Raw genomic sequence first — 19,819 nt, 5'->3', positions numbered from 1 at the left:
GGCCTCCTGGTTCCTGAAGCGGTTGAACTCAACAGCTCCACTTCACAACCGGAGGCCCTCACCTCTCAGCTCTTCACGGCCGTGTCGCCGAAACAACGTCCCTGGACATCACAGCTAGAAGATGAAGTCGGCTGGCACCATCCAGAATCTCGAGCGTCCATCCGCCAGGTCTTCCCAGACGAAGCCTAAATCGGCCAGCCATGCATCGAGCGCGTCGGCAAGCGTATCCGTCCATCGTTCGAGGTCGCTTGGGTCGATCCGAACTCCACCGAACGGGACGACGCTCAGAAGACGTTCGAGATCGTCCCAATGGTCCTCCGCCATGAGCCTCCATAGGTCTGACTCGACGACGTTGTCAGCGAAAGGAGCACCAACCTCCGATCCTGTGACCCTTCGCGCAGCAACGAGGTAGGCGAGCGCCTTCCATACGTGGTGTGTCTCCTGAACAACCTCGTGGGCGAGGCGATCAATGTCCCGGTGCCGGTCGTAGTTGGCCACGTAGCGCTGCAGTGCTGACTGCAGATGACTGAGACTGTCCAATGGGAACTCGGTCTCATACTCTTCTCGCAGTTCGAGGGGCACACCGAGTTCGGCACGGTACTCGGAGATGACCTGATGCGCCACGTTCAAGAAGTTCTGTCGAGCCCAGCCCGCTGCCGTGAAGTCTGGTTTGTCTTCGCCAGCCTGCTCCATAGCGACATGCTGTGCCTCGTGGCTTGCGGTGCGCCGTGCCATGTTGGCTCGAGCAACTTCGCTCGCCGTGATTTGCTCTGCGTCCTGCGGTGAGAGGTGCTCACGCGCCGCGTCTGAATCAAGAAAGAGGAATGCGGGAAACACGACGTGTACCTCGCCATCAACGACAAGAGTCTTCGCGCCGACGGACCCAGCCCCACGCTCCAGGTCGAAGGAGTCGCGGTACGGTCCATCAGGGAGACGGGCTTTCACCGATTCGACGAAGTCGCCTGCGATGACCATTTTCACCTCATCGGGCCGCAACGCCAGAATCCCCAGTGCACCTTGGCAGAAGGCGATCAGCGGCGTGGGAACCGAGCGTTCCGGGTCCATGCCGAGCATCGCACAGTCGGCGTCCTCGACAACAAGTGCAACGCTAGGGGCGGACGTGAGTCCATCGGCAGCATCTTCGGGCGAGGGCATATCGCATCATGGCACGAATGGAGGCTCCCGTGGTGTTCTACACCGCGGTGTCCGATCTCGGCAATATGCTCCACCTATGAGGGTGGAAGGTGAACGGGCCCGCGTGCTCATCACGGTGAAGGCGACGCCTCAGCCGTCGACGACCTACGGGGACACGTCTTGCGTTGCCGGCGTCCGAATCGACGGTGATGAGCCGAGCTGGATTCGGCTGTACCCGATTGCGTTCCGCTGGCTCGACGGCGACGCGCAGTTCCACAAGTACGACGTCATCGAGTTGGAGGTGCGCCGCAAGGACTCCGACACCCGCCGCGAGAGCTACTCGCCGACGCAGGATTCGTGGAACGTCGTCCAGAATCTCCCGCCGTGGAAGGCCCGGCATAAGGTCATCGGGCAGCTGGAGTCCACGACGACCTGTGAGTTGATGCGCGCCGCATCAGCTGACGGGTCAGCTCCTTCCCTCGGTCTCGTCTACCCGGCGGACGTCGATCGGCTCGAGTTTGAGCCGCACCCGAAGTGGACGCCGGAGCAGCTGGCCAAGATGCAGGCGCGCATCGACAAGGAGTCGACGGCGCTCATCCCGATGAGCGGTTCGATTCCTGCCATCCTGAAGGAGCCCGAGTTCAAGGTCCTCTACCGCTACCGGTGCGAGGATGCCTCCTGCGCGGGTCACCAGGGCCGCATCCTCGACTGGGAGCTGACGTCACTGCAGAATCGGCTTCGCCATCGAGGCGAGGACGTGAAGGCGGGCGTGACCGAGAAGTTCCTCGAGCAGATGTTCGCTGCCGAGCGGCGGGCCGGGTTCTACATGGGGAACTTCGAGCTCGCTGCGCGCCGTGGCAAGTTCAGTGTCCTCGGCGTCTACTGGCCACGCTCCGAGGACGCGGTCGCTCCCGCGCCGACTTTGTTCTAGGACTTCACCAGGTCGCGGGTCATCAGCAGCCGCACCTGTTCGAGCACCTGCTCACGATGGCAGTGCTGCTGGTCCTGCTCGTAGCAGAACAGCACCACCTCGCCCGTCTGCGCGAGATCAGCGACTTGCTGCAGTGCCGTCGTGGCTGCCTCTGACTGGAGCTCCTGACGGAAGCGGTCGCGAACCTCGTTCGCCAGGTCGGACTCGAGCTCGCCATACCCGGCGCGGTTGTCGCGTTGGTTCCCGAGGGCCGGCAGATGGACGTAGGCGATGCCTGCATGGCCCAGCGCATCCGCAAGAGCGCGCTTCGAGAAGCCGCGCTTTCGCGAGATGGCGTTGAGTCGAACATCGACGAGCGTCTGGATGCCACGGATGCGCAGCTTCGAGATGAAGGCGTCTAGGGTCAGCCCCTCGTATCCGATGCCGGAGATGCTCATAGGGGTTCCCTTCCGTTGACGCAGCCGATGCGCTGCAACCCGGCACCGCGAACTGCAGTACTGAGCGTCACTCCGTGCTGTGAACTGCCGTCCGCACGCCGTGCAAGTGCGATTGGAGTCCCGTCGAGCGCGAAGCTCGCTGGTCACGCTCGCACGCAACGCCGACAGCTCATCCAACGATAGGCGCCCGACGTCGACCATGTAACAGATGGTAACTGTTACAGCGTCGTTCCCGTGGAGGCGCGGCGGAGCTGACCCGCGCCGTTCTCGTCCGGGGTCAGGAGCTCTCGCGCGGCTCCCGCTTCGTGCGCCGTGTGTAGCACTGGAAGAACCCATCCGCGGTCAAGTTGAGCGCTGAAAGCTGCGCGCCGATCGCCGTCGCGTCCTTGTACCCGTCGTCCTGCGCGAGCGCCCGGGCGAACTTCTTCATCGCCTTCTTGAGCTCCTTCATGTCCGCCCGGTTGATCGAGTGGCAGTTATGCGGTGGCGTGCCCGCGCGCTCAACGACGTGGCTCGGGTGAACCACGACCGGGATGACTGTCGCGTCGGCACCGTACTCGCCCTGGGCCCAGTTCGCGGAGCCGGCGAGCTGGTTGATGTCCTTCTTCCAGACAACATTGGCTGTCGCGCCGGTCTTCGCCTCGATCACTACGTAGCGGTGCATACCGATCGACCACATCACATCGCTGCCGATCTTGAAGTCTCGCTCAGGCTGCTGCGCAAGGAACCCGAGGTGCTGCCCGAGCGACGCGAGCGCATCCTCCGCCTCGTCCGTACGAATCGGGTCCCACGCCAGATCGGTGATCAGTGCGTCGATGCCGACGATCAACTCGGCGCCGTTGGCGTACGTCGCGGAGAGGAACGACTTCGCCTGCTGTGCTTGGTCGTCTTTCTGCCCGAGGTGCTCATAGTCGATGCCGGCAAGCGGGGTCAGCACGGCCGGGTTGTTCCGCGAGGCCTGGTCGAGCACGAGTTGCGCGGCGACTCCGTTCACGTGACCGAGGTACGCCGCGTGGGTCTCGCCGAGCCATCCGGCGAGACGCGTGTCACCGGCGACAACCGCAGCGTCGACAGCATTCCCCGCATGCTCCGCCCCCTCCTCATACCGACCGGCGCGCGCGGAATTGTAGGCGGCACGCAGATGGCGTGAGACATCGGAGACTGCACCTGGGTCGTACTTGACCCCGAGCAGAGCCTCGCGGGACAGGGTGCGGAAGTCGGCGTCGCCGCCGATGACCTGTCGGACAACAGCTTCGATGTCCTCGACCGTGGCGCCGTCCAGGTCTGAGGCGATCGTCCGGGAGAGCTTCAGCTGCGCGCGCGTTGCCGGCGAGAGCCGGTCAGCGACATCTGCCCTCGCCACAAGCTGCGTCAGTCGAGGACCGATGAGGACGACCGCGCAACGATCATCACGGCTGCGTACCCCCCGCCCGATGCCCTGCTCGAGTCGTTCCAGTTGGCGGGCGACCATGGCTTCGCTGTCACGCAGCGCAATGGCTTCGCGCCGCTCGGAGCCGGTGTATGCAAAGGGCAGGCTGTCGATCACGAGCAATCGGCATGCATCGTCTGGAAGATCGATGCCGTCGTAGCGCCCGACGATGACGACCAAGCCGACGTGACCAGCGCGTAGCTCGGCGACCACCGCACTGATGTCGTCAGGCTTGCTGACTGTCGTGTCCGCGAATTTCGACCACTCATTTGCGAGCCGCCAGCTCGGCACGAGCACGACGACGTTGTGGTCCTCTGCGACCTCGCCGGCGAGCTCACGAATCTCTGAGACCTTGATCGTGGGGTTCAGCTCCTGCGGCGCGAGGACGAGGCGGTCTCCTAGGTCGGACGCCGTGTCGGGCACGATCGAGTTCGCGACGCTATCGGGGTTGGCGTCGAAATGCGTCACCAGCAGACTGTCATCCGCGAGAGTCGCCGTCATATAGATGCGGCGCTTCGCCTCTGCGAAGGACGGGAACTTCTCGACGGGCGTGCAAGGCGGCTTGATTTCGATCTCTTCAGCGGAAATAGTCACCTCGCAGATCGCGAGCAGGTCCGACATGACAGGCCAGGACCACTCGAAATCCGAAGTCGCGCGATGGGGCCGGAGAATGGCCAGCACCTGCTCCTGTCGCTCAATCCAAGCCCAGAAGGGAACGCGGAGGACGGCACTTCGATCTCCGTCACGGATGTCCAGATACGCGTTGAGCCCCTGCGTCTTGAGCTCCTCCTCGAACAAGTCGAGGAACGGCTTATACACCGCGTGCGTCGCCGGGATGGCCAAGCGCGCGGCTTCCTCGGCGATCGCAAGCGCCGCATGTGCGTCGTCGATGACGATCGTGCCGACGGGAATCGGCTGACGCGTAGCGGACCCCTCGATGCCGAAGCGGGTCTTGGCGTTCATCAGTGTCTGCATGGTGGTGACACAGATCGCCTCGCCAGCCGTGAACTTGCTGTGCTCCGGGTCAGTCACCACCGCGAGCCCGAGAGCACGCGCTTCCTCCTCAACTCGCTCGGCGAGGTGCGGGTCAGGGGCGACATACAGGGCCGGCCCCATCCCTTCGTGGAGCGCCGACTGCAGCATCAACAGCCCGACGATCGTCTTCCCACCGCCCGTATTCGTCTTGATGACGAGGTCAGTCTCGGTCCTGCGTGGGTACCAAGCGTCGAGGACGGCACCCTGCACGGCGCGCAGGTAGCCGTAGCCGGTCTCCTTGTTCGGCAAAGCATCAAAGAGCGCCGTCGGCTCAGTAATGGCGCGAATCGCTGTTCCGGCAGTCAGCTTGCCGAAGTTGAACCCAGGCTTCTTGGTCACACCTGAGTATCCCAGAGCAGCTGCTGTACCTACGGATCAGGCGTCGCCGAATAACTGCAGACGCAGAAATACTGACCTCCGGCGGTGTGAGGCGATCGGGCACCACTTGCACCCACGGCACCGAGTATGTGGCGCACATGGACACCACCTCTCCCGCTCTCCAGGTCGCCGTCACCACGCCGCCGTGCATGAACTGCGGTGCCAGATCCACCGTCGTCGTTGACGCTGACCGGCTCGCGTCCTGGCAGGCCGGCGCGCTGACACAGCTCGCGTTCGACAACCTCGATGCGGCGACGCGGGAGCTGCTGATCTCGGGCATCCACCCCGACTGCTGGCAGCAGATGCTCGGCAACTCCGAGGAGTGAGTGGGGCCTGCCGCAGGGTATGTGGCGGGCATGGGCACCAAGATCGCTGAGACCTACCTCATCAACGTCGACTCGGGCGCGAACGCCAACAAGTTCTACCGCGCAGAACTGCACGATGACGGCACGGTCGTGAAGAACTGGGGGCGGGTCGGGGCCACTGGTCGGACGAAGGTCGAGAAGGGCGGACGCTACGCCTACGAAGACGTCGTCGCGCAGAAGAAGCGTCGTGGGTACACCGTCGTCGACGTCATCGGCGCCGCGGCATCCACGACAGCGGCTCCGCCGGCCTCGCTCAAGCGCGCGGCTACCGCTCAGCTGACCGGCGGCCGCGCCGACCCATTTCTCGCTGACCTCATCGACCGGCTCGTGTCCGTGAACAAGCATCAGCTGCTGGAAGCCTCCGGCGGCCTGATCTCCGTGGACATGGCCGGCCAGGTCACCACGCCGCTCGGCGCGATCAGCGCCCGATCGATCCGGGACGCCCGAGCGCTCCTCGACGAGATGAGCGGCATGACTCGCGGCGCTGACCGTGGGCGCCTCACGGAACAGTACCTGCGGCTGATCCCTCAGGCGGTGCCGGTCTCCGCAGGACGTGGCTGGTCGGAAGGCTGGCTCGACGCTCACACGAGCGCGCGCAGGCAGTCGGAGCTTCTGGATTCCCTCGAGGCGTCCGTCCGGTACGCGGACGCCTCGCAGGCCGCCGCTGATGAGAGCGGGCGCGTGCCCGCTGACCTGTTCCGCTATCGAGTCCGTGTCCTCGATCCCACGGATGACGACTTCCGGGCGGTGATCGATCGGTACAACGATACGAAGCAGGACGCGCACGCCTGGTCGACGACCCTCAAGCCCGTCCGCGTGTACGCGCTTGAGGATGCTCGTCACGGCGAAGAGATCGCGTCGACCGCGAAGCGCGTGCGGAACGTGCGCCGTCTCTGGCATGGCACGGGCGCGGCCAACGTGCTCTCCATCCTGGCCAAGGGCCTGTTCATCCCGCCGCCGACCGGGTCTGGCATTCACATCGCCGGTCGCATGTTCGGGGACGGCATCTACCTCTCCCGGTCCGCCAGCAAGAGTGCCGGGTACTCGGTCGGCTACTGGGGCGGAGGGAAGTCTCAGTCCGTGTTCATGTTCCTCACCGAGACGGCGATGGGATCGGAGTACCGGCCCACCGGTTCCGCGTATGACTCGTCGATCCCGCGGCGAGCCAGGGCCGAGAAGAACAAGAGCGGCAGACCCTACGACTCGATCAACGTCAACGCGGGAACGGGCGGCGTCCGCAACCACGAGGCGGTCGTCTGGGACCCGATGCAGGTGAACCTCCGCTGGCTCGTGGAGTTCGAGGCGTGAACCGAGACCACGTGGCACGACCGAGTATGTGGCGACCATGAGTAAGTGCGCCTGCACGGTAGCTGGGGTGAGCATCCACGTGCAGCCTTCCGCACTCGGGATGCTGGTCGGATACCCCATCTGCGGCCTCGCCGCCTACGTCACCCACCTGACCGCAGCCGAGCTCGGCGTCGTTCACCTCTCCGAGCTCAACCCGTTGTGGTTCGTTGTCCTGTTCGCCGGCGGATACTTCGCCTTGCAGCTCATCCACGAGCTCGGACATGTTCTCGCTTTCCGCACCTGTGGCCTCCGGTGGACGAGTTTCGCAATCGCGGGCTCAAGGCTCTCCGTAGGCGCGACAGGGAACAGAACGTGGGCCGCTCAGCTCCTCATCTCCCCGGCCGGTCCAATGCTTCAAGCGGCGGCCGGCGGGGCGCTGCTGCTGGCCCACCACCACTGGTCGCACGAGTGGATGCTGGGCGCCGTGGGATGCCTCGAAGGCATGGCCAACCTGCTGCTTCCGCTGGGGCGCAACTCCGACGCAGTCAAGACCTACCGGTCACTCCGGGCAGTGATCCGGGGTCGGGCGCGAGACCTCGTCTGAGATCCCACTCCGGCAGCACAGCCGATAGATTCTCTGGATGAGCGAGACACCACAGAGCGAGAACTGGATCACCGTCCAGTCTCAGCACCGTCACCGAGCGGGGTCCCTTGCCCCCGCTCAGATCCCCCGCGGTCCAGGCGTCTATGCCTGGTTCCGAGACGGCAACTGCGTCTACCTCGGGAAGGCGTCGAGCCTGCGATCCCGGCTCTCCACGCACCTCGCCACTTCTCTTGACCTCAGCCGAAGCACCCTGCGGTCGTGGGTCGCCGTGCGAGAACTCGGACTTGAGCGCGCGTACACCCGACAGCGCCCGTCAGCCATGACACCAGATCAGGTGAGGGTCGTGACAGCGTGGATCCACAGCTGCGAGCTCGCATGGGTGGAAACCGAGTCCGCGGTCAGTGCGGCCGCACTCGAATCCGCGCTGCTGATGCATTGGCGCCCACCCATCAACGCGAAATGAGTCCGCTCCTGCGCTGAGCTGCGCGCGGCCCCGGGCTGGGTATGTGGGCACTATGGAAACCATGACCTTCGACTATCCCGCCGCCATCGCCCGCGCTCAGGAGGCCGCGCTCGCCTACTACAACGGCGACGAGCCGACGATGACCGACGCCGAGTACGACCAGCTCCTGGCCGAGATCATGCAGCACGAGGTCGACTACCCCGACGAGAAGGTCGACCACGACCTCTTCACCACCGTCGCTGCAGGCGTGCCGGTCGCCGGTGACGTGGCGCACCCAACGCCGATGCTGTCGCTCGACAAGGTCACGGATGAGAGCGACATCCGGAAGTTCCTCGCACGCGTCGCTGAGGCGGCACCCGATCCCGTTGACGCCCGGGTCTCGGTCCAGCCGAAGCTCGACGGGATGGCCATCCGCGCGCGGTACGAAGACGCCAAGCTCGTCCAGTTCGTCACCCGAGGCGACGGCCGCTCCGGAGAGGACGTCACCTCCCGTGTCCTCCGCGACAACGTCGCGATCGCGCACCTGCCGCGGTACCTGCCGACCAGTGCGCCCGTCGCGTTCGAGGTCCGGGGCGAGCTGCTCATGAGCCACGACGACTTCACGGTCAGCAACGCCAACCGCGTCGCTGCGGGAAAGGCGTCCTTCGCGAATCCCCGGAACGCGACAGCGGGGACCGTCCGGGCCGACAAGCTCGAGTATGACGTGCGGCTCACGTTCGTCACCTACGACCACGATGGCATCCCCGCCAATGCCGAAGAGATGTTCCTGTTCGCTGAGGACATCGGATGGAGTGCTGAGACTGTGGCGACATCCGAGGGCAACATCCTCACCGCCATCGAAGAGTTCGGCTTGCTGCGAGCAGGTTTCGAGTACCCCACCGACGGCGTCGTCTTGAAAGCGACCTCTCCGACGGTGCGGAGCCTGCTCGGTGAGACGTCCCGTGCCCCGCGTTGGGCCGTCGCCTACAAGTACGAGGCGCAGACGGGTGAGACCACCATTCGTGACATCGTCGTCGAGGTCGGCCGCACCGGGAACCTGTCGTTCACCGCCGTGTTCGATCCGGTGCTCGTCGACGGGTCCACGATCAGCCGCGCCTCCCTGCACAACGTCGACCTCATCGCCGACAAGGACATCCGCATCGGCTCGAAGGCGGTCGTCTACAAGGCGAACGACATCATCCCGCAGGTGCTCTCCGTGACGAACGGACCGGACACGACCCCGTGGGTTCCGCCGACGGAGGACGTGGACGGATTCCCGCACGAGTACGCCGGTAAGTTCCTGCGCTCGACCAACCCGGCAGATTCCGTCGCGGCCCTCATCACCTACGCTGCTTCCCGCGACGTGCTCGACATCGACACGCTCGGTCGGTCGGTCGCGGATGCCATGGTCGAGTCCGGCCTCGTGTCCAACCTCGCTGACCTGTTCGAGGTGTCCTTCAACCAGCTCGAGTCGCTTCCGTTCGGCGAAGGGGTGTTCGGGGAGACCCGGGCGTCGAAGCTCTACTGGAACATCGCGGCCGCCAGGGAGCAGCCCCTGAACCGGATCATCACTGCCCTCGGCATCCGCAAGACGGGGCGCACGTTCGGGCGACGACTCGCCGCTCACTTCCGCTCCCTCGACGCGCTGCTGGAGGCCATGCCGGAAGACCTCCAGCAGGTCGAAGGCATCGCCGCCGGACGCGCCGAGGTGATCTACTCCGGCGTGCAGCACAACCGCCAGGTCATCCGCCGCCTGATCGACCTCGGAGTCACCTCCACGTCCGACGAGGCCGTGCCCGCGGGCGCACCGCTCGCCGGGATGACGGTCGTCGTCACCGGCTCGACCAAAGGCACGAAGCTGGAGTCATACGGGCGGAACGAGATGAACGAGCTCATCGAGAAGAACGGCGGGAAGTCCTCCGGCTCCGTATCGAAGAACACCTCCCTTCTCGTCGCGGGAGACGGCGCCGGCTCGAAGCTCGCCAAGGCCGAACAGCTCGGCGTCGAAACGATCAGCCCCGACGAGTTCGCGGAGCGCCTCGGACTCTGACCGAACACAACGGCGCCGGGTATGTGGTCAGCATGACCGACAAGCTGACGGCATACCTGATCGCCGGCGCACGCCTCACCGGATGCAAGGTGTCCCGCAACCTCTGGGGCGGCTACACCGTGTCCGTCGGAAGCGTCGACTACATGACCTCGAAGGACGATGCGCGTGACAACCCCGTCATCCGAAACGAGTGGTCGACGGAACGGCTCGGACCGAAGCGCACTCGCCCCGAGATCGAGGGCATGACCCTCGATGACGTCCTCCGCCGCAACCAGCCGGATCTCACGTCGAACGCCAGCGTGCAGCACTACATCGACACCGGCTGCTACCTCCCCGTCGTCCGCGACGGGTCCCAGCCTAAGAGCCCGAACGGAGGGCAGGAGAATGACCGAGATGCCTGACCTGGCGCCGTTGTAGGTCTCCCTGAACGCAGGGTATGTGGTGCCCATGGACATCCCGCACACCGCCGCATCCGCCGCTCGGACAACTCGCCTCCGCGCACCACGCGACATCGCCTCCGACGTCGCCGCCGAGCACGGTCTGGGCGGCGGATCTGCCGACACCTTCCATTTGATGCAGCTCGCCATCGTGGCGGACCGGGCAGATCGTGATCGGCTCGCTCACGTGCGCGCGATCGACATCGCATACGAGAACTACGGAGCCGACGGCGACCCCGAAGTGCACGCCCGCGCCACCGAACTCGCGGACGCGTTCAGCGGGAACGCCGACGCGAAGTACCTCCTCGCAGTGGCGCTCGATCTCCAGCACCTCAACAGCGACGGCATCCTCGCGATGCTCGCCGAGGCCGCACGGGGATGACATCTCTCCCCCGCCACCGCCAGCAGGCTCACCGAAGCTGGGCGGTCCGCCCTTGCCGGCGCCAGGTTCACCGCCATGTTGTTCGTCACGAGCACCGCATTCTGGTTCGGGCTCTGCAGCCTCGCGAGCCCGCCGCAGTTCACCAGCTGCGGGCACATCCAGATCCTCTACGAGCTCACGCTGACGCACGAGCAATGCGCCGATCTTCCAGCTGCGGGCGCGCTCGTCGAGTACAACGGCCTGCCGCAGCGCCTGAGCTCCGTCGAGACGACGAACGGCCCGCGTCTGTACGTCATCGACTCCCCGACCCTCGCCGGGGTGATGTTGGAACCGCGTCACGCCGGCAAGTACTGGGAGCCGGTACAGCTGCTCCGCGCGTTCACCCCGATCCTCGGGATCGCCGGAGTCCTCGCAAGCGTCGGCGGAGCGCTTCTCATCGCAGGCAAGACGCGGCACTCGACAACGTAACGGCACCACATGCCGGGTATGTGGATCTCATGACCCGCAACGCCCCCGCCCCCTCCACAGACTTCCGCATCGGCAAGCGCGATGCCGCACTTGCGCGCGCGGCGAGTCTCGATGAGATCGCCGACGCGGGCGGCAGCGCGCTGTACGACGCCGACCAGAATCGTCGCGCGGCAGGGCGCGCCCGCTAGTACGCCGCGTGGGTTCAGTCAATGATCGATGCGCATCCGCAAACGACGACGCCGGGTATGTGATGCGCATGAGCACCACAGTCTTCGCGGACATCATCAGCCGCCACCTGGACGCGTTCAAGTTCATCACGGCCGACGAGAGAGCGCTCGTGCACCGGGCGTTCGAGCTCGCACCGTCCGAGCCCCTTCCTGGGGAGGCCTTCACTGCGTACCTCGGCACTCCGGACGCCGCGGCATGGGAGGCGATCCGCCAACTTCCGCTAAGCGAACCGAACCGTCGCGGATACACACTCACCCTGGACGAACTCGCGGGCGGTGAGAGCGCACCGACGCAACGAGAGCTGCTCGTCGTGCTCGGCCGTGCCGCCGACATCATGGAGGGGATCTGACAATGGCCGACTTCTATCTCTCCTCCTCGCAGATCAAGGCCATCGCCAGCCTCGTTCACGTCGCGCCGACTCTGACAAGCAATGAGCCCAGCATCCTCAAGTCCATCCGCATCGACGTGACACAGGACTCTGCGATGGCCTACGCGAGCGACCGGAAGACGGCGGCTCGTGTGTCGTTCCCGCTCAGCTCCGACGAGACTGAATCCTCAGTCCTCCTCTCGGCCCAAGACGCGAAGCGTGTCGCCGCGACCAAGTCCGGAGGGCTGTTCAGCTTCGAGCCCACGGGGTCGAACCGGGCCCAGCACGTAGTGACGTTCGACGCTGACCTCCGCACGGCGGCTACGCAGCCAGTCACGCTGACAGCTGACGACGGGAACTTCCCACCCATCGAGCGACTGTTCCCGACATTCAAAGGTCACGACACGGCTGAGCACGACCTGCCCGCGGGGATCGGGATGGACCTCAACCGCCTGACCATGCTCGGCAAGCTCAGCTTGCCTGGAGAGACAGACAAACACCGACGTGAAGCGGCATGGGTGCTGAACTACACCGGTGCCGGCCATGCGCCGGGAAACCGAATCCTCAAGCCCGTCCAGGCCACGCGTGGCGATGTGCTCGGAGGCAAACTCGCGGTACTCATCCAGCCCGTCCACGTGTTCAAGGACAGCGCAGGCCGATGACCGTTAGCTGCGAACTCACTCACGGCATCCACCGGAAGGAAACACGATGACCACGGTGAAGATCGGATACGACCGACGCTGCTGGGCGACCTTCGAACTGAAGGATGCTTCGCCCCTTGAGCTTGCCGCTCTTCGACGAGCCTTCGATACCGGCAGCGATGCGGACACTGACGTCGCGAAAGAGATCCTCAGCAAGATGCGGTCCGACGGACATCTGGCGTTCACATGCGAAGACCAGGACCCCTCCCCCGACTACGCGGAACCCTTGGTGGTCGACCTCGAAGGTGAGGAGACCTGATGCTCTTCAGCAGCCGACCGCCGTTCAACGACGACCCGCAGCCGTGGCGGGCGCAGGACTTCACCGGTCGCGCATACGACCATCGTGTCGCCGACGAGAACGGAGCCCCGGCATCCGCGGCGCGGCTGCGCATGGGATACGTTCACGACCCGCGCCCGGAGTACGCGCGCACGCAGCACAACCCGTCGAACCCGATCCTCGTGCAGACCCGCTCTGACATCTCGCTCGCCCCGGGCGCCGCGCACGAGATCATCGCCGCCCAGCTCGATCTGCTGAACGCCGGTGACGACTATTGGAACCTCGACGTCGTCACCGGCGAGCACATCGAGCACGCGCGCCTGGTGCTGATCCGACTCGTCGTCGATGACGATCCTGACGACGCCTGCAGCGAATGCGGTGAGGAGATCGACTACCTCGACATGCACGCCGGTTACGGCATGTGCGGTTCCTGCGTGCACAACGCAGTCCGGTCCGGATGGGACCCCAGCGAACCGGAAGCCGCCTGACCGCGGCGGCTCGAATCGGTCAGACCAGACTGATCCGGTAGGTCATCATCATCGAGCCGTCACCACGTGCGCCACGCTCACGCTGCGCACGCTCCGCGAGCTCGTTCGCGAGATCCGCCGCGGCCTCCGCAGCATCCGCGATCGGGAACCACCGGGACGCGCTCTCCCAGCTCATCGTGCGCCCCGTCTCATCCGACACGGAGACCGGTTCGAACACCCGCTCCCCCGGGACCTCCGGCGCCGCCTTCCGGCGTTCGACATCCATCCACGCACTCGGCAGCTCCGGCACGGACAGCACCGAATAGAGCGCGTCGCGGACATCGTCATCCGACACCCACAGACCGGCGTTCACCTGCTCGACCACATAATCCGTCACCGCCGCCCATGCCGGCTCGTCAACCTGCACTCGGAGTAATACGGGACCGGGCCCGCGCAGCATCCCGGGGACGCGCTCCGCCTCCGGAACCTCGCCCGGATCGACGCCCTCCAGCACCTCCGGGTACATCAACCGCAACGCGCTCTCATCAACGGGCCTTGGCAATAGCGCTGTCAGCGTCGCCAGCTTCGATGGTGGGATCTCGACGGCACCACCCTCATCGTCCTCAAGGCCGACAACACCGCAAGACATGTGACTACGAGTCCACGCAACAAGAATCACCGAGGCGGTCGGCGCATCCATCCGTACCGCTGCTCGTAGATCATCAAACGCAGATATCGCCAGGCGCGTCGTCAACGTCACAGGAGACCTCCCAATCGCACCGGCCAAGCGTACCGAGGTCGCTCGGGTGCGACTAGGTGGGAACCGCCGATGATGCTCGTACCAGCATGCGTCATCGGATCACACTGAATCCACCCGCTTTACGAACACGACAAACCGTGCAAGCACATCTCGGCCCGGGATGTGCGAGAGGCGATAGCCGAGCACGGATCGCGCGAGACAGACCGAGCGCCGGCAGGCGATAGCCCGACATGGCCGACCAGCGCAGAACCCATCCGATCCCCCGCATACATAAGAGCTCGCGGCCTCCTTCGTCGGCCGCTCGCGCGTGGCGCGGCTTGCCGCTGCCGTTCTGTTGCCGTGGTGTCGCGTGTGGCGTTCCGCCGTCGTGGTGCTGTCGTGCTGGTGACGTTGCGCTGGGTCGTTTCGCTGCCGTGCTGCGGGCTGTTCGTGCGTATCGGGGTGCCGGGTTCTTGGTGCTGCGCACGCTGTGCCTGGGTGTTGTTCCCTGTCGTCCTTTCCGTCGCGTGGTGTCGCGTCCTGTGCCGTCTCGTGCGTTCCGTTTCGTGCCGTGTCGTTCCGTCGACGTGACGCTGCCCGGCTGTGCCGGTGCTGACCTTGTCAAGGCGACCATGACGCCCGAAGGGCACAAATTGTCTGCGCTGCGCGCGCCCCTCCCGGACAAGGCAGGTCCACCCTCGTGGGCATGCCGGGCGTGTACCCGGTGAAGCAGCAGCAGAGCGCACCAGCGGTGCGCAGCGGATCGTCGTCGATCCGCCCGGATGGTGCAGAGGCAGAAGCCCGCTTCAGACACCCAACCATCCCGCGCGAAGCGCAGACGCGAAGCGTCTCCGTCGAGCCTTCAATGGCGAGACAAGACCCCGCCCCGGCGGCACGTCCCTGTGCCCAGGGAACTGCGGGGTCGAGCGGCGGGGCCGTGTATGTGGAGGCGCTGGGCGAATTACGTCGCCACATACACGGCGTGCGGTCGATTTCCCGGGCGTATTTCTCCCAGCGCTCGGGGTCGCTGTTCGCAGGGGTGGACGATATGACGTCTCGACACTCAGCGCGCGCGTTCCGCTTCACGAAGGCCGGCGCGATGCACACCTCCGCCACCGATCTCGGCAACGTCGCCTCCAGCGCGATCGTCGCCCTTCCTCCTGGTGCGACGTTCCTCACGACGCGCACCGACACCGGCCTGGAACACGTGCTCGTCACCCCTGATTTCTCTGACGCCGAGTCCGTCGCATTCGCGATCGCGCGGAGCATGAACGCCCGCAGTGACGAGGTCGATGAGGTCCCGGATCTGACCCGCACTGCGCACGTCGCCCGGCTACGCCTCGACCGCGGATCGACCCCGCGCCCGGACACGCAAGCGGGCGCAGACTTCACGGTGCTGTCGCGCGTCATCGGAGACATGTTGAAGCCCGGCGAGTGGGTCGCGATGGCTGTTCGGAAGCCGTCCAAGGCAGAGAGCCGGCACAACAAGATCTGGCTCGAGCACTTCGGTGTTCGCACTCACCATTCGCTCGCTCCGAACGCGGTCGTGATGCAACTGCTCGCCGGCGGGACGGACGCCCGGCGCGCGATGGACCTGACCGTGCGAACCGCCAGCGCGATCCCCGGTTTCGGTCTCAACGTGACCGGCGAGAAGGTGTCCCCCGCGAAGCTGGTGACGTCGTTCATCGTGCTCGCCGTGCTCCTGATCGGCGCCGGGATCGCATCCATGATGATCCCGCAGATCGCGTGGCCGTGGTGGTGGACGTCGATCCCGGCGGCTGTGGCATCTGTCGTCGTCGCGGTGCTCTTCGGCCGCCAGGTTCTTCCGTCATTCGCTCGGTCGGTGCGGCGCCTTCTGCCGTGGGGCCAAGTGCCGGTCCCGTCACGCCGCTTCGGACGCTGGCAGCCGCCGAAGGCCGCACGAACAGTGCAGAACAAGGAGACCGGTGCGCTCACCGAAATACCCGCACAAGACGGTGACTACCCGCTTCAGCAGAACGCGTTCCTCGTCGGCCCGCACCTTCCACTGGCCTTCGTCTCTCCGCACACTGGCGCCGGGTCCGGTTCCGCATCCACGGCGGCGCGTTCCGTCCCCGGCGAGCTTCGCGCGAAGGTCGGGCCGCGCGCAGGTGTCGTGGACGACAGCCCTGTCCATCTGTCGTACGCCGACATGTGGGAGTGCCTCGCTGCCATCGGCCAGCCGGGCTCTGGAAAGACGGCTCTGCTCGAACACCTGTGGGGTTCGCTCGCGTGCGATCGGAAGCATCCAGGCGCCGCGTTCGGACTACCCGCGCGCAACGCGATGGTCGCTTTCGACACGAAGGGAGATGGGAAAGCCACCGAGCAGTACGCGAAGTGGATGGAGTTCGCCGGCGACCAGCCAGATGTCTTCCACGTGGCCGACCCGACCGCGCTCGAAGGGATCGAGCTGTTCCCGGATCTGCCGGGTCAGACGGCCCACGACTGGGCACGCGACGTCGTCAGCGCCATGCAGTACATCTGGGGTGAAGAGTCAATCGGTGCGCGCTCGTTCGACACGCTCACCAACGTCATGCAGGCGTCGAAGCTGATCGCGCGTCACGGCATCGCGGAGCGGGTGGTGCTGCGCACGCTCCCCACCGATGCGTCGCCATGGTTCTACGCGAACCTGCTACTCACCAACGAGGGAGATGAGATCGGCACCGAGCTGTTCGCCGCTCTCGCCGATGCCGCCGTTCAGCCGGACGCACCAGCAGAGCTGGCGCAGGCCGTCGCGACGCTGTCACCGATCTACGGTTCCGGTGTGACGCAGGCGCAACGACGTCAGCTGGTGGAAGCGCCGCGCACAAAGATCTCCGCGCTCGTGTCCGCCGAGCACTGGTGGTCGCGACCTTCCACTCGAACTTGGGATGAGCTGCTCGACCAGGACCGAGCTGTCGTCATCAACACCGGCATCAGCCCGTGGGGGCACGTGCTCGACGGGAAGCTCCGGACGGACCTGTCGAGCCTGATGCTGTTCACCTTGCGCAGCGCGATCCGGCGGACGTGCGTCGGCTGGTTCGAGAGCGGCCGCGCCGTCTGGGTGTTCGCGGACGAGGTGAAGCACATCGCGAACGTCTCCGCCGAAGTGATCTCCTGGATGCGCAACGACGCGCGAGCGTACGGGCTCCGCTGCATGTTCGCGACGCAGACACCGGACACGCTGATCCCCGAGCTGCGGCGCGTCCTCCTTGGATTCGGGACGCTCGTGCTCTTCAAGCAGAAGGAAGGCACAACAGTCCGGGAGATCGTCGCCACGCTCACGCTCTCCGGAACCACGTGGGACACCCCCGACCTGGTGAACCTCCGGAGGTACGAGGCGATCATCTCAACGACGTACGACGGCAGCGAGCTCGAGCCGTTCAACGCGGTCATGCCGGACTACCGAGGCGAGCGAGACGCCGGCACCTGGGCGGCATGATGCGGTTCGATCAGATTCCCTCCGCGACACCGGATGCGCCGAACAGGACCGCTCTTCGGCTGGACCCATACTGGGACGGCCTGTGGCAGTTCGGGTCTGCAGGACAGTGGGTCAAGCGGGAGCACGCGCAGCGGCTTCGCGCCGCGGGAGTGATCGGCCAGCTGCCGGCTCGGCTGCGCACAGACCCCGCCGAAGCTCTCGCCCGGATCGACGCCGACTGGCAGCGCAAGCTCGACATCCTCGGGGCCCTTGCCGGGTGGCGAACACTCACGGCAGAGCAGCAGGCCGCGTTCGCCGGGACGGTCGCTGCGGGCACACGCGACCGCGTCATCGGCGACCTCTTCGCACTCGGGCTGATCGACTCCGGCACCATCTGGGCGCCCACATCCGAGGCGGCCGGCGCGGACCGCGCCGCTCTCTGGCGGCCCGCGACCACGGAGGTGTTCGACAAGCTCTTCGCCCCGCTGTTGACGTACGCCGAGACCGTGTCCGTCACAGGCGGGGAGTCGTGGACGAGTGGCAGCCAGTTCGACCGGCACAACATCCTCACCGCAGAGCTGTGCCTCCGGCTCGCAGAGTTCGCTCGGATCGGCACGGTCCTCGGCGAGCGGCTCTCGCGTGTGCGCACTCTCGCCTACTCCGGTGCCGGCGCACCAGAGCCGCCGGGCGTCAGCAACCAGACCGCCGACGCCGTCATCGTCCGACGCGATGGGCTGCGCATCGCCATCGAGACGACAGCGCACACCGGCGGGATGCACCGGTTCGTGAAGAAGGTCAAGAGCTGGTGCGACGTGTTCGCCCGCCGCCCTCTTGAGACCAACGGCCTGGTCGTCTGCTTCGTCGGCGTCGATCGCGTCGACGTGCGCGCCGAGAAGTCTGTCCACTACGCAGCCCGGAAGGCGATCGCCCGCGCCACACGAGATGTGCCCGGCATCGCCAGCAATCGCACCGCGGATCGCATCTTCTACGCCGACTGGACGGACCTGTTCCCGGCTCCCCGAGAGGCATCCGCGGACCTGTTCACGTTCCGAGCGCAGCGCCCGAACGGACCATCGGGTGGATGGGCCGACGCGCACCTCCTCGACGAGGAATCCGTGCCCTTCGATCCTTCCCGGATGCCCATCGACCCCACAGCGGTGATCACGAACGTATCCGGCATCCGCGCCACCCCGCACTGGCTGCGCGACCCCGTCGACGCCCGGCCGCAGCTGCACATGCTTCCGCTCCGGGAAGCCGGCCTGGATCCGATACCGCACCCGGTGCGCAGTCGCCGCACGGGCGTCCGGCTCCAGGACCTCGGCAGCAAGAACCGGGAGATCGGCGGAGCGATTCAGCCGCCTGCTCGCCTGCGGTTCTAGTGCCCGATCAGCGCTCGTGTTCGCAGGGCTGGACGACATACGGCAACACATGGAGGCGGAGCAATCATGGGCAGGATCAAGGACCTCACCAGTCGATTCGCGGAGCGCGTCAACGAGGACGCGGACGACATCGGAGCGTACTTCCACTCCCGCAAGGGGATGTGGTTCAGCATCGTCGCCGTCGTCGGCATCGGGAGCGCTCTCCTCTTCGCTCTCGTCGTGAACATCGTCGGGATGGTGCAGGGATCATGACCGGCATCCCGGGCACGGTCATCGGCCGCCCCGGCGGCTCCCTCGTCGATGCTGGCTGGGCCAAGAACGCTGCGGTCGCCGACATCGGGCGCGGCGGCGAGCAGCGTACCGCCGCTGTGCTGAATGACCTCGCCCGTCTCCCGAGCGGGCCGACGGTCCTGCACGACCTTCGCATCCCGATCCCTGGCTTCAGCGCGAACATCGACCACGTCGTCGTCGCAGGATCACGGGTCACGATCATCGACTCGAAGGTCTGGCGCCACGGCCTCTATTGGACCGCTGCCGGACGGACCCGCCGGGGCTTGGAGAAGGTCGACTTCGCGGACAAGAGGACGCTGCCCACCGCGCAGGCTGCGCTTCGGCGTCACCTCGACTCCCGGATGACTCGAGACACGGTGTTCGGGCCGAACATCCTGGCGGTCTGGCCTGCAGGTGACGGCAGCCTCCTGACCTTCGCCTACCGTCCCCAGGATGCTGTCGTCGTTCACGGTAAGGCCCTGCGACGCCGGCTTCCCCGGCTCACGGGTGCAGCTCCCGCAGACCCGGTGATCGTGCAGATCCTGTCGCAGCTCGTCAACGGAACGGACGCATGATGGCGGCACCACGAAGCGT

General features: G+C 65.9%; 22 protein-coding genes. 18 read left to right on the top strand and 4 right to left on the bottom strand.

What is annotated here, in order from left to right:
* Positions 1-114 precede the first annotated feature (114 nt).
* A complete protein-coding gene (locus tag FFS56_RS04110) occupies positions 115-1,155 on the bottom strand; it encodes a hypothetical protein (protein ID WP_137771951.1) in 1,041 nt (346 codons plus the stop codon).
* Positions 1,156-1,231: 76 nt separating this feature from the next.
* Between FFS56_RS04110 and FFS56_RS04105 the strand changes: the two genes are divergently transcribed.
* Positions 1,232-2,065, top strand: coding sequence for a hypothetical protein (locus FFS56_RS04105; protein ID WP_137771952.1), 834 nt, complete (start codon positions 1,232-1,234; stop codon positions 2,063-2,065).
* On the opposite strand, the gene FFS56_RS04100 is transcribed toward FFS56_RS04105, so the two are convergent.
* Both FFS56_RS04100 and FFS56_RS04095 read right to left on the bottom strand, forming a co-directional pair.
* Positions 2,062-2,502 carry a DUF488 domain-containing protein gene (locus FFS56_RS04100; RefSeq protein WP_137771953.1) on the bottom strand — a complete coding sequence of 147 codons (441 nt, stop codon included), beginning with the start codon at positions 2,500-2,502 and terminating at the stop codon, positions 2,062-2,064. The genes FFS56_RS04105 and FFS56_RS04100 overlap by 4 nt on opposite strands.
* A 277-nt stretch (positions 2,503-2,779) precedes the next feature.
* Positions 2,780-5,305, bottom strand: coding sequence for a helicase C-terminal domain-containing protein (locus FFS56_RS04095; protein WP_137771954.1), 2,526 nt, complete (start codon positions 5,303-5,305; stop codon positions 2,780-2,782).
* Positions 5,306-5,442: 137 nt separating this feature from the next.
* On the opposite strand from FFS56_RS04095, the gene FFS56_RS04090 reads away from it, so the two are divergent.
* The 13 genes from FFS56_RS04090 (at position 5,443) to FFS56_RS04035 (ending at position 13,440) form a co-directional block, all read left to right on the top strand.
* Positions 5,443-5,670: a hypothetical protein gene (locus FFS56_RS04090; protein ID WP_137771955.1), complete on the top strand. Its 228-nt coding sequence runs from the start codon at positions 5,443-5,445 to the stop codon at positions 5,668-5,670.
* A 30-nt stretch (positions 5,671-5,700) separates the two neighbouring features.
* Positions 5,701-7,017, top strand: coding sequence for a WGR domain-containing protein (locus tag FFS56_RS04085; protein WP_137771956.1), 1,317 nt, complete (start codon positions 5,701-5,703; stop codon positions 7,015-7,017).
* A 67-nt stretch (positions 7,018-7,084) separates the two neighbouring features.
* Entirely contained in the window at positions 7,085-7,600 is a 516-nt protein-coding gene (locus FFS56_RS04080) for a hypothetical protein (RefSeq protein WP_137771957.1), read from the top strand.
* 37 nt (positions 7,601-7,637) lie between these two features.
* Positions 7,638-8,063 (top strand): GIY-YIG nuclease family protein, encoded by a 426-nt coding sequence (locus tag FFS56_RS04075; protein WP_137771958.1) that lies wholly within the window; start codon positions 7,638-7,640, stop codon positions 8,061-8,063.
* Between the two features lie 61 nt (positions 8,064-8,124).
* Positions 8,125-10,092 carry an NAD-dependent DNA ligase LigA gene (gene ligA, locus FFS56_RS04070; RefSeq protein WP_249352945.1) on the top strand — a complete coding sequence of 656 codons (1,968 nt, stop codon included), beginning with the start codon at positions 8,125-8,127 and terminating at the stop codon, positions 10,090-10,092.
* Between the two features lie 32 nt (positions 10,093-10,124).
* Positions 10,125-10,493 (top strand): hypothetical protein, encoded by a 369-nt coding sequence (locus tag FFS56_RS04065; protein WP_137771960.1) that lies wholly within the window; start codon positions 10,125-10,127, stop codon positions 10,491-10,493.
* Positions 10,494-10,539: 46 nt separating this feature from the next.
* A complete protein-coding gene (locus FFS56_RS04060) occupies positions 10,540-10,911 on the top strand; it encodes a hypothetical protein (protein ID WP_137771961.1) in 372 nt (123 codons plus the stop codon).
* Positions 10,912-10,986: 75 nt separating this feature from the next.
* On the top strand, positions 10,987-11,379 hold the full coding sequence (locus FFS56_RS04055) for a hypothetical protein (RefSeq protein WP_137771962.1): 393 nt from the start codon (positions 10,987-10,989) through the stop codon (positions 11,377-11,379).
* Positions 11,380-11,408: 29 nt separating this feature from the next.
* Positions 11,409-11,567, top strand: a complete 159-nt coding sequence (locus tag FFS56_RS20440) for a hypothetical protein (protein ID WP_171010983.1) — start codon at positions 11,409-11,411, stop codon at positions 11,565-11,567.
* 68 nt (positions 11,568-11,635) lie between these two features.
* Complete coding sequence (locus FFS56_RS04050) at positions 11,636-11,956, top strand: hypothetical protein (protein WP_137771963.1); 321 nt, start codon at positions 11,636-11,638, stop codon at positions 11,954-11,956.
* Positions 11,957-11,958: 2 nt separating this feature from the next.
* A complete protein-coding gene (locus FFS56_RS04045) occupies positions 11,959-12,636 on the top strand; it encodes a hypothetical protein (protein WP_137771964.1) in 678 nt (225 codons plus the stop codon).
* A 46-nt stretch (positions 12,637-12,682) separates the two neighbouring features.
* Positions 12,683-12,934, top strand: a complete 252-nt coding sequence (locus tag FFS56_RS04040) for a hypothetical protein (RefSeq protein ID WP_137771965.1) — start codon at positions 12,683-12,685, stop codon at positions 12,932-12,934.
* On the top strand, positions 12,934-13,440 hold the full coding sequence (locus tag FFS56_RS04035; RefSeq protein WP_137771966.1) for a hypothetical protein: 507 nt from the start codon (positions 12,934-12,936) through the stop codon (positions 13,438-13,440). The genes FFS56_RS04040 and FFS56_RS04035 overlap by 1 nt, the downstream gene beginning before the upstream one ends.
* A 19-nt stretch (positions 13,441-13,459) precedes the next feature.
* Here FFS56_RS04035 and FFS56_RS04030 read toward each other — a convergent pair whose 3' ends face one another.
* Positions 13,460-13,954 (bottom strand): hypothetical protein, encoded by a 495-nt coding sequence (locus FFS56_RS04030; RefSeq protein WP_137771967.1) that lies wholly within the window; start codon positions 13,952-13,954, stop codon positions 13,460-13,462.
* Between the two features lie 1,252 nt (positions 13,955-15,206).
* On the opposite strand from FFS56_RS04030, the gene FFS56_RS04025 reads away from it, so the two are divergent.
* The 4 genes from FFS56_RS04025 (at position 15,207) to FFS56_RS20425 (ending at position 19,800) form a co-directional block, all read left to right on the top strand.
* Positions 15,207-17,597 carry a hypothetical protein gene (locus tag FFS56_RS04025; RefSeq protein WP_137771968.1) on the top strand — a complete coding sequence of 797 codons (2,391 nt, stop codon included), beginning with the start codon at positions 15,207-15,209 and terminating at the stop codon, positions 17,595-17,597.
* Positions 17,594-18,955 (top strand): hypothetical protein, encoded by a 1,362-nt coding sequence (locus tag FFS56_RS20435; RefSeq protein WP_171010984.1) that lies wholly within the window; start codon positions 17,594-17,596, stop codon positions 18,953-18,955. Before FFS56_RS04025 ends, FFS56_RS20435 begins: the two co-directional genes overlap by 4 nt.
* 66 nt (positions 18,956-19,021) lie before the next feature.
* A complete protein-coding gene (locus FFS56_RS20430; protein ID WP_171010985.1) occupies positions 19,022-19,207 on the top strand; it encodes a hypothetical protein in 186 nt (61 codons plus the stop codon).
* Positions 19,204-19,800 carry a nuclease-related domain-containing protein gene (locus FFS56_RS20425; protein ID WP_171010986.1) on the top strand — a complete coding sequence of 199 codons (597 nt, stop codon included), beginning with the start codon at positions 19,204-19,206 and terminating at the stop codon, positions 19,798-19,800. Before FFS56_RS20430 ends, FFS56_RS20425 begins: the two co-directional genes overlap by 4 nt.
* The last annotated feature ends 19 nt before the right edge of the window (positions 19,801-19,819 follow it).

Source organism: Microbacterium sp. Beta, assembly GCF_005502545.1.
In the GTDB taxonomy this organism is placed as follows: domain Bacteria; phylum Actinomycetota; class Actinomycetes; order Actinomycetales; family Microbacteriaceae; genus Microbacterium; species Microbacterium oxydans.
This window is presented reverse-complemented; position numbering and strand designations above follow the sequence as displayed.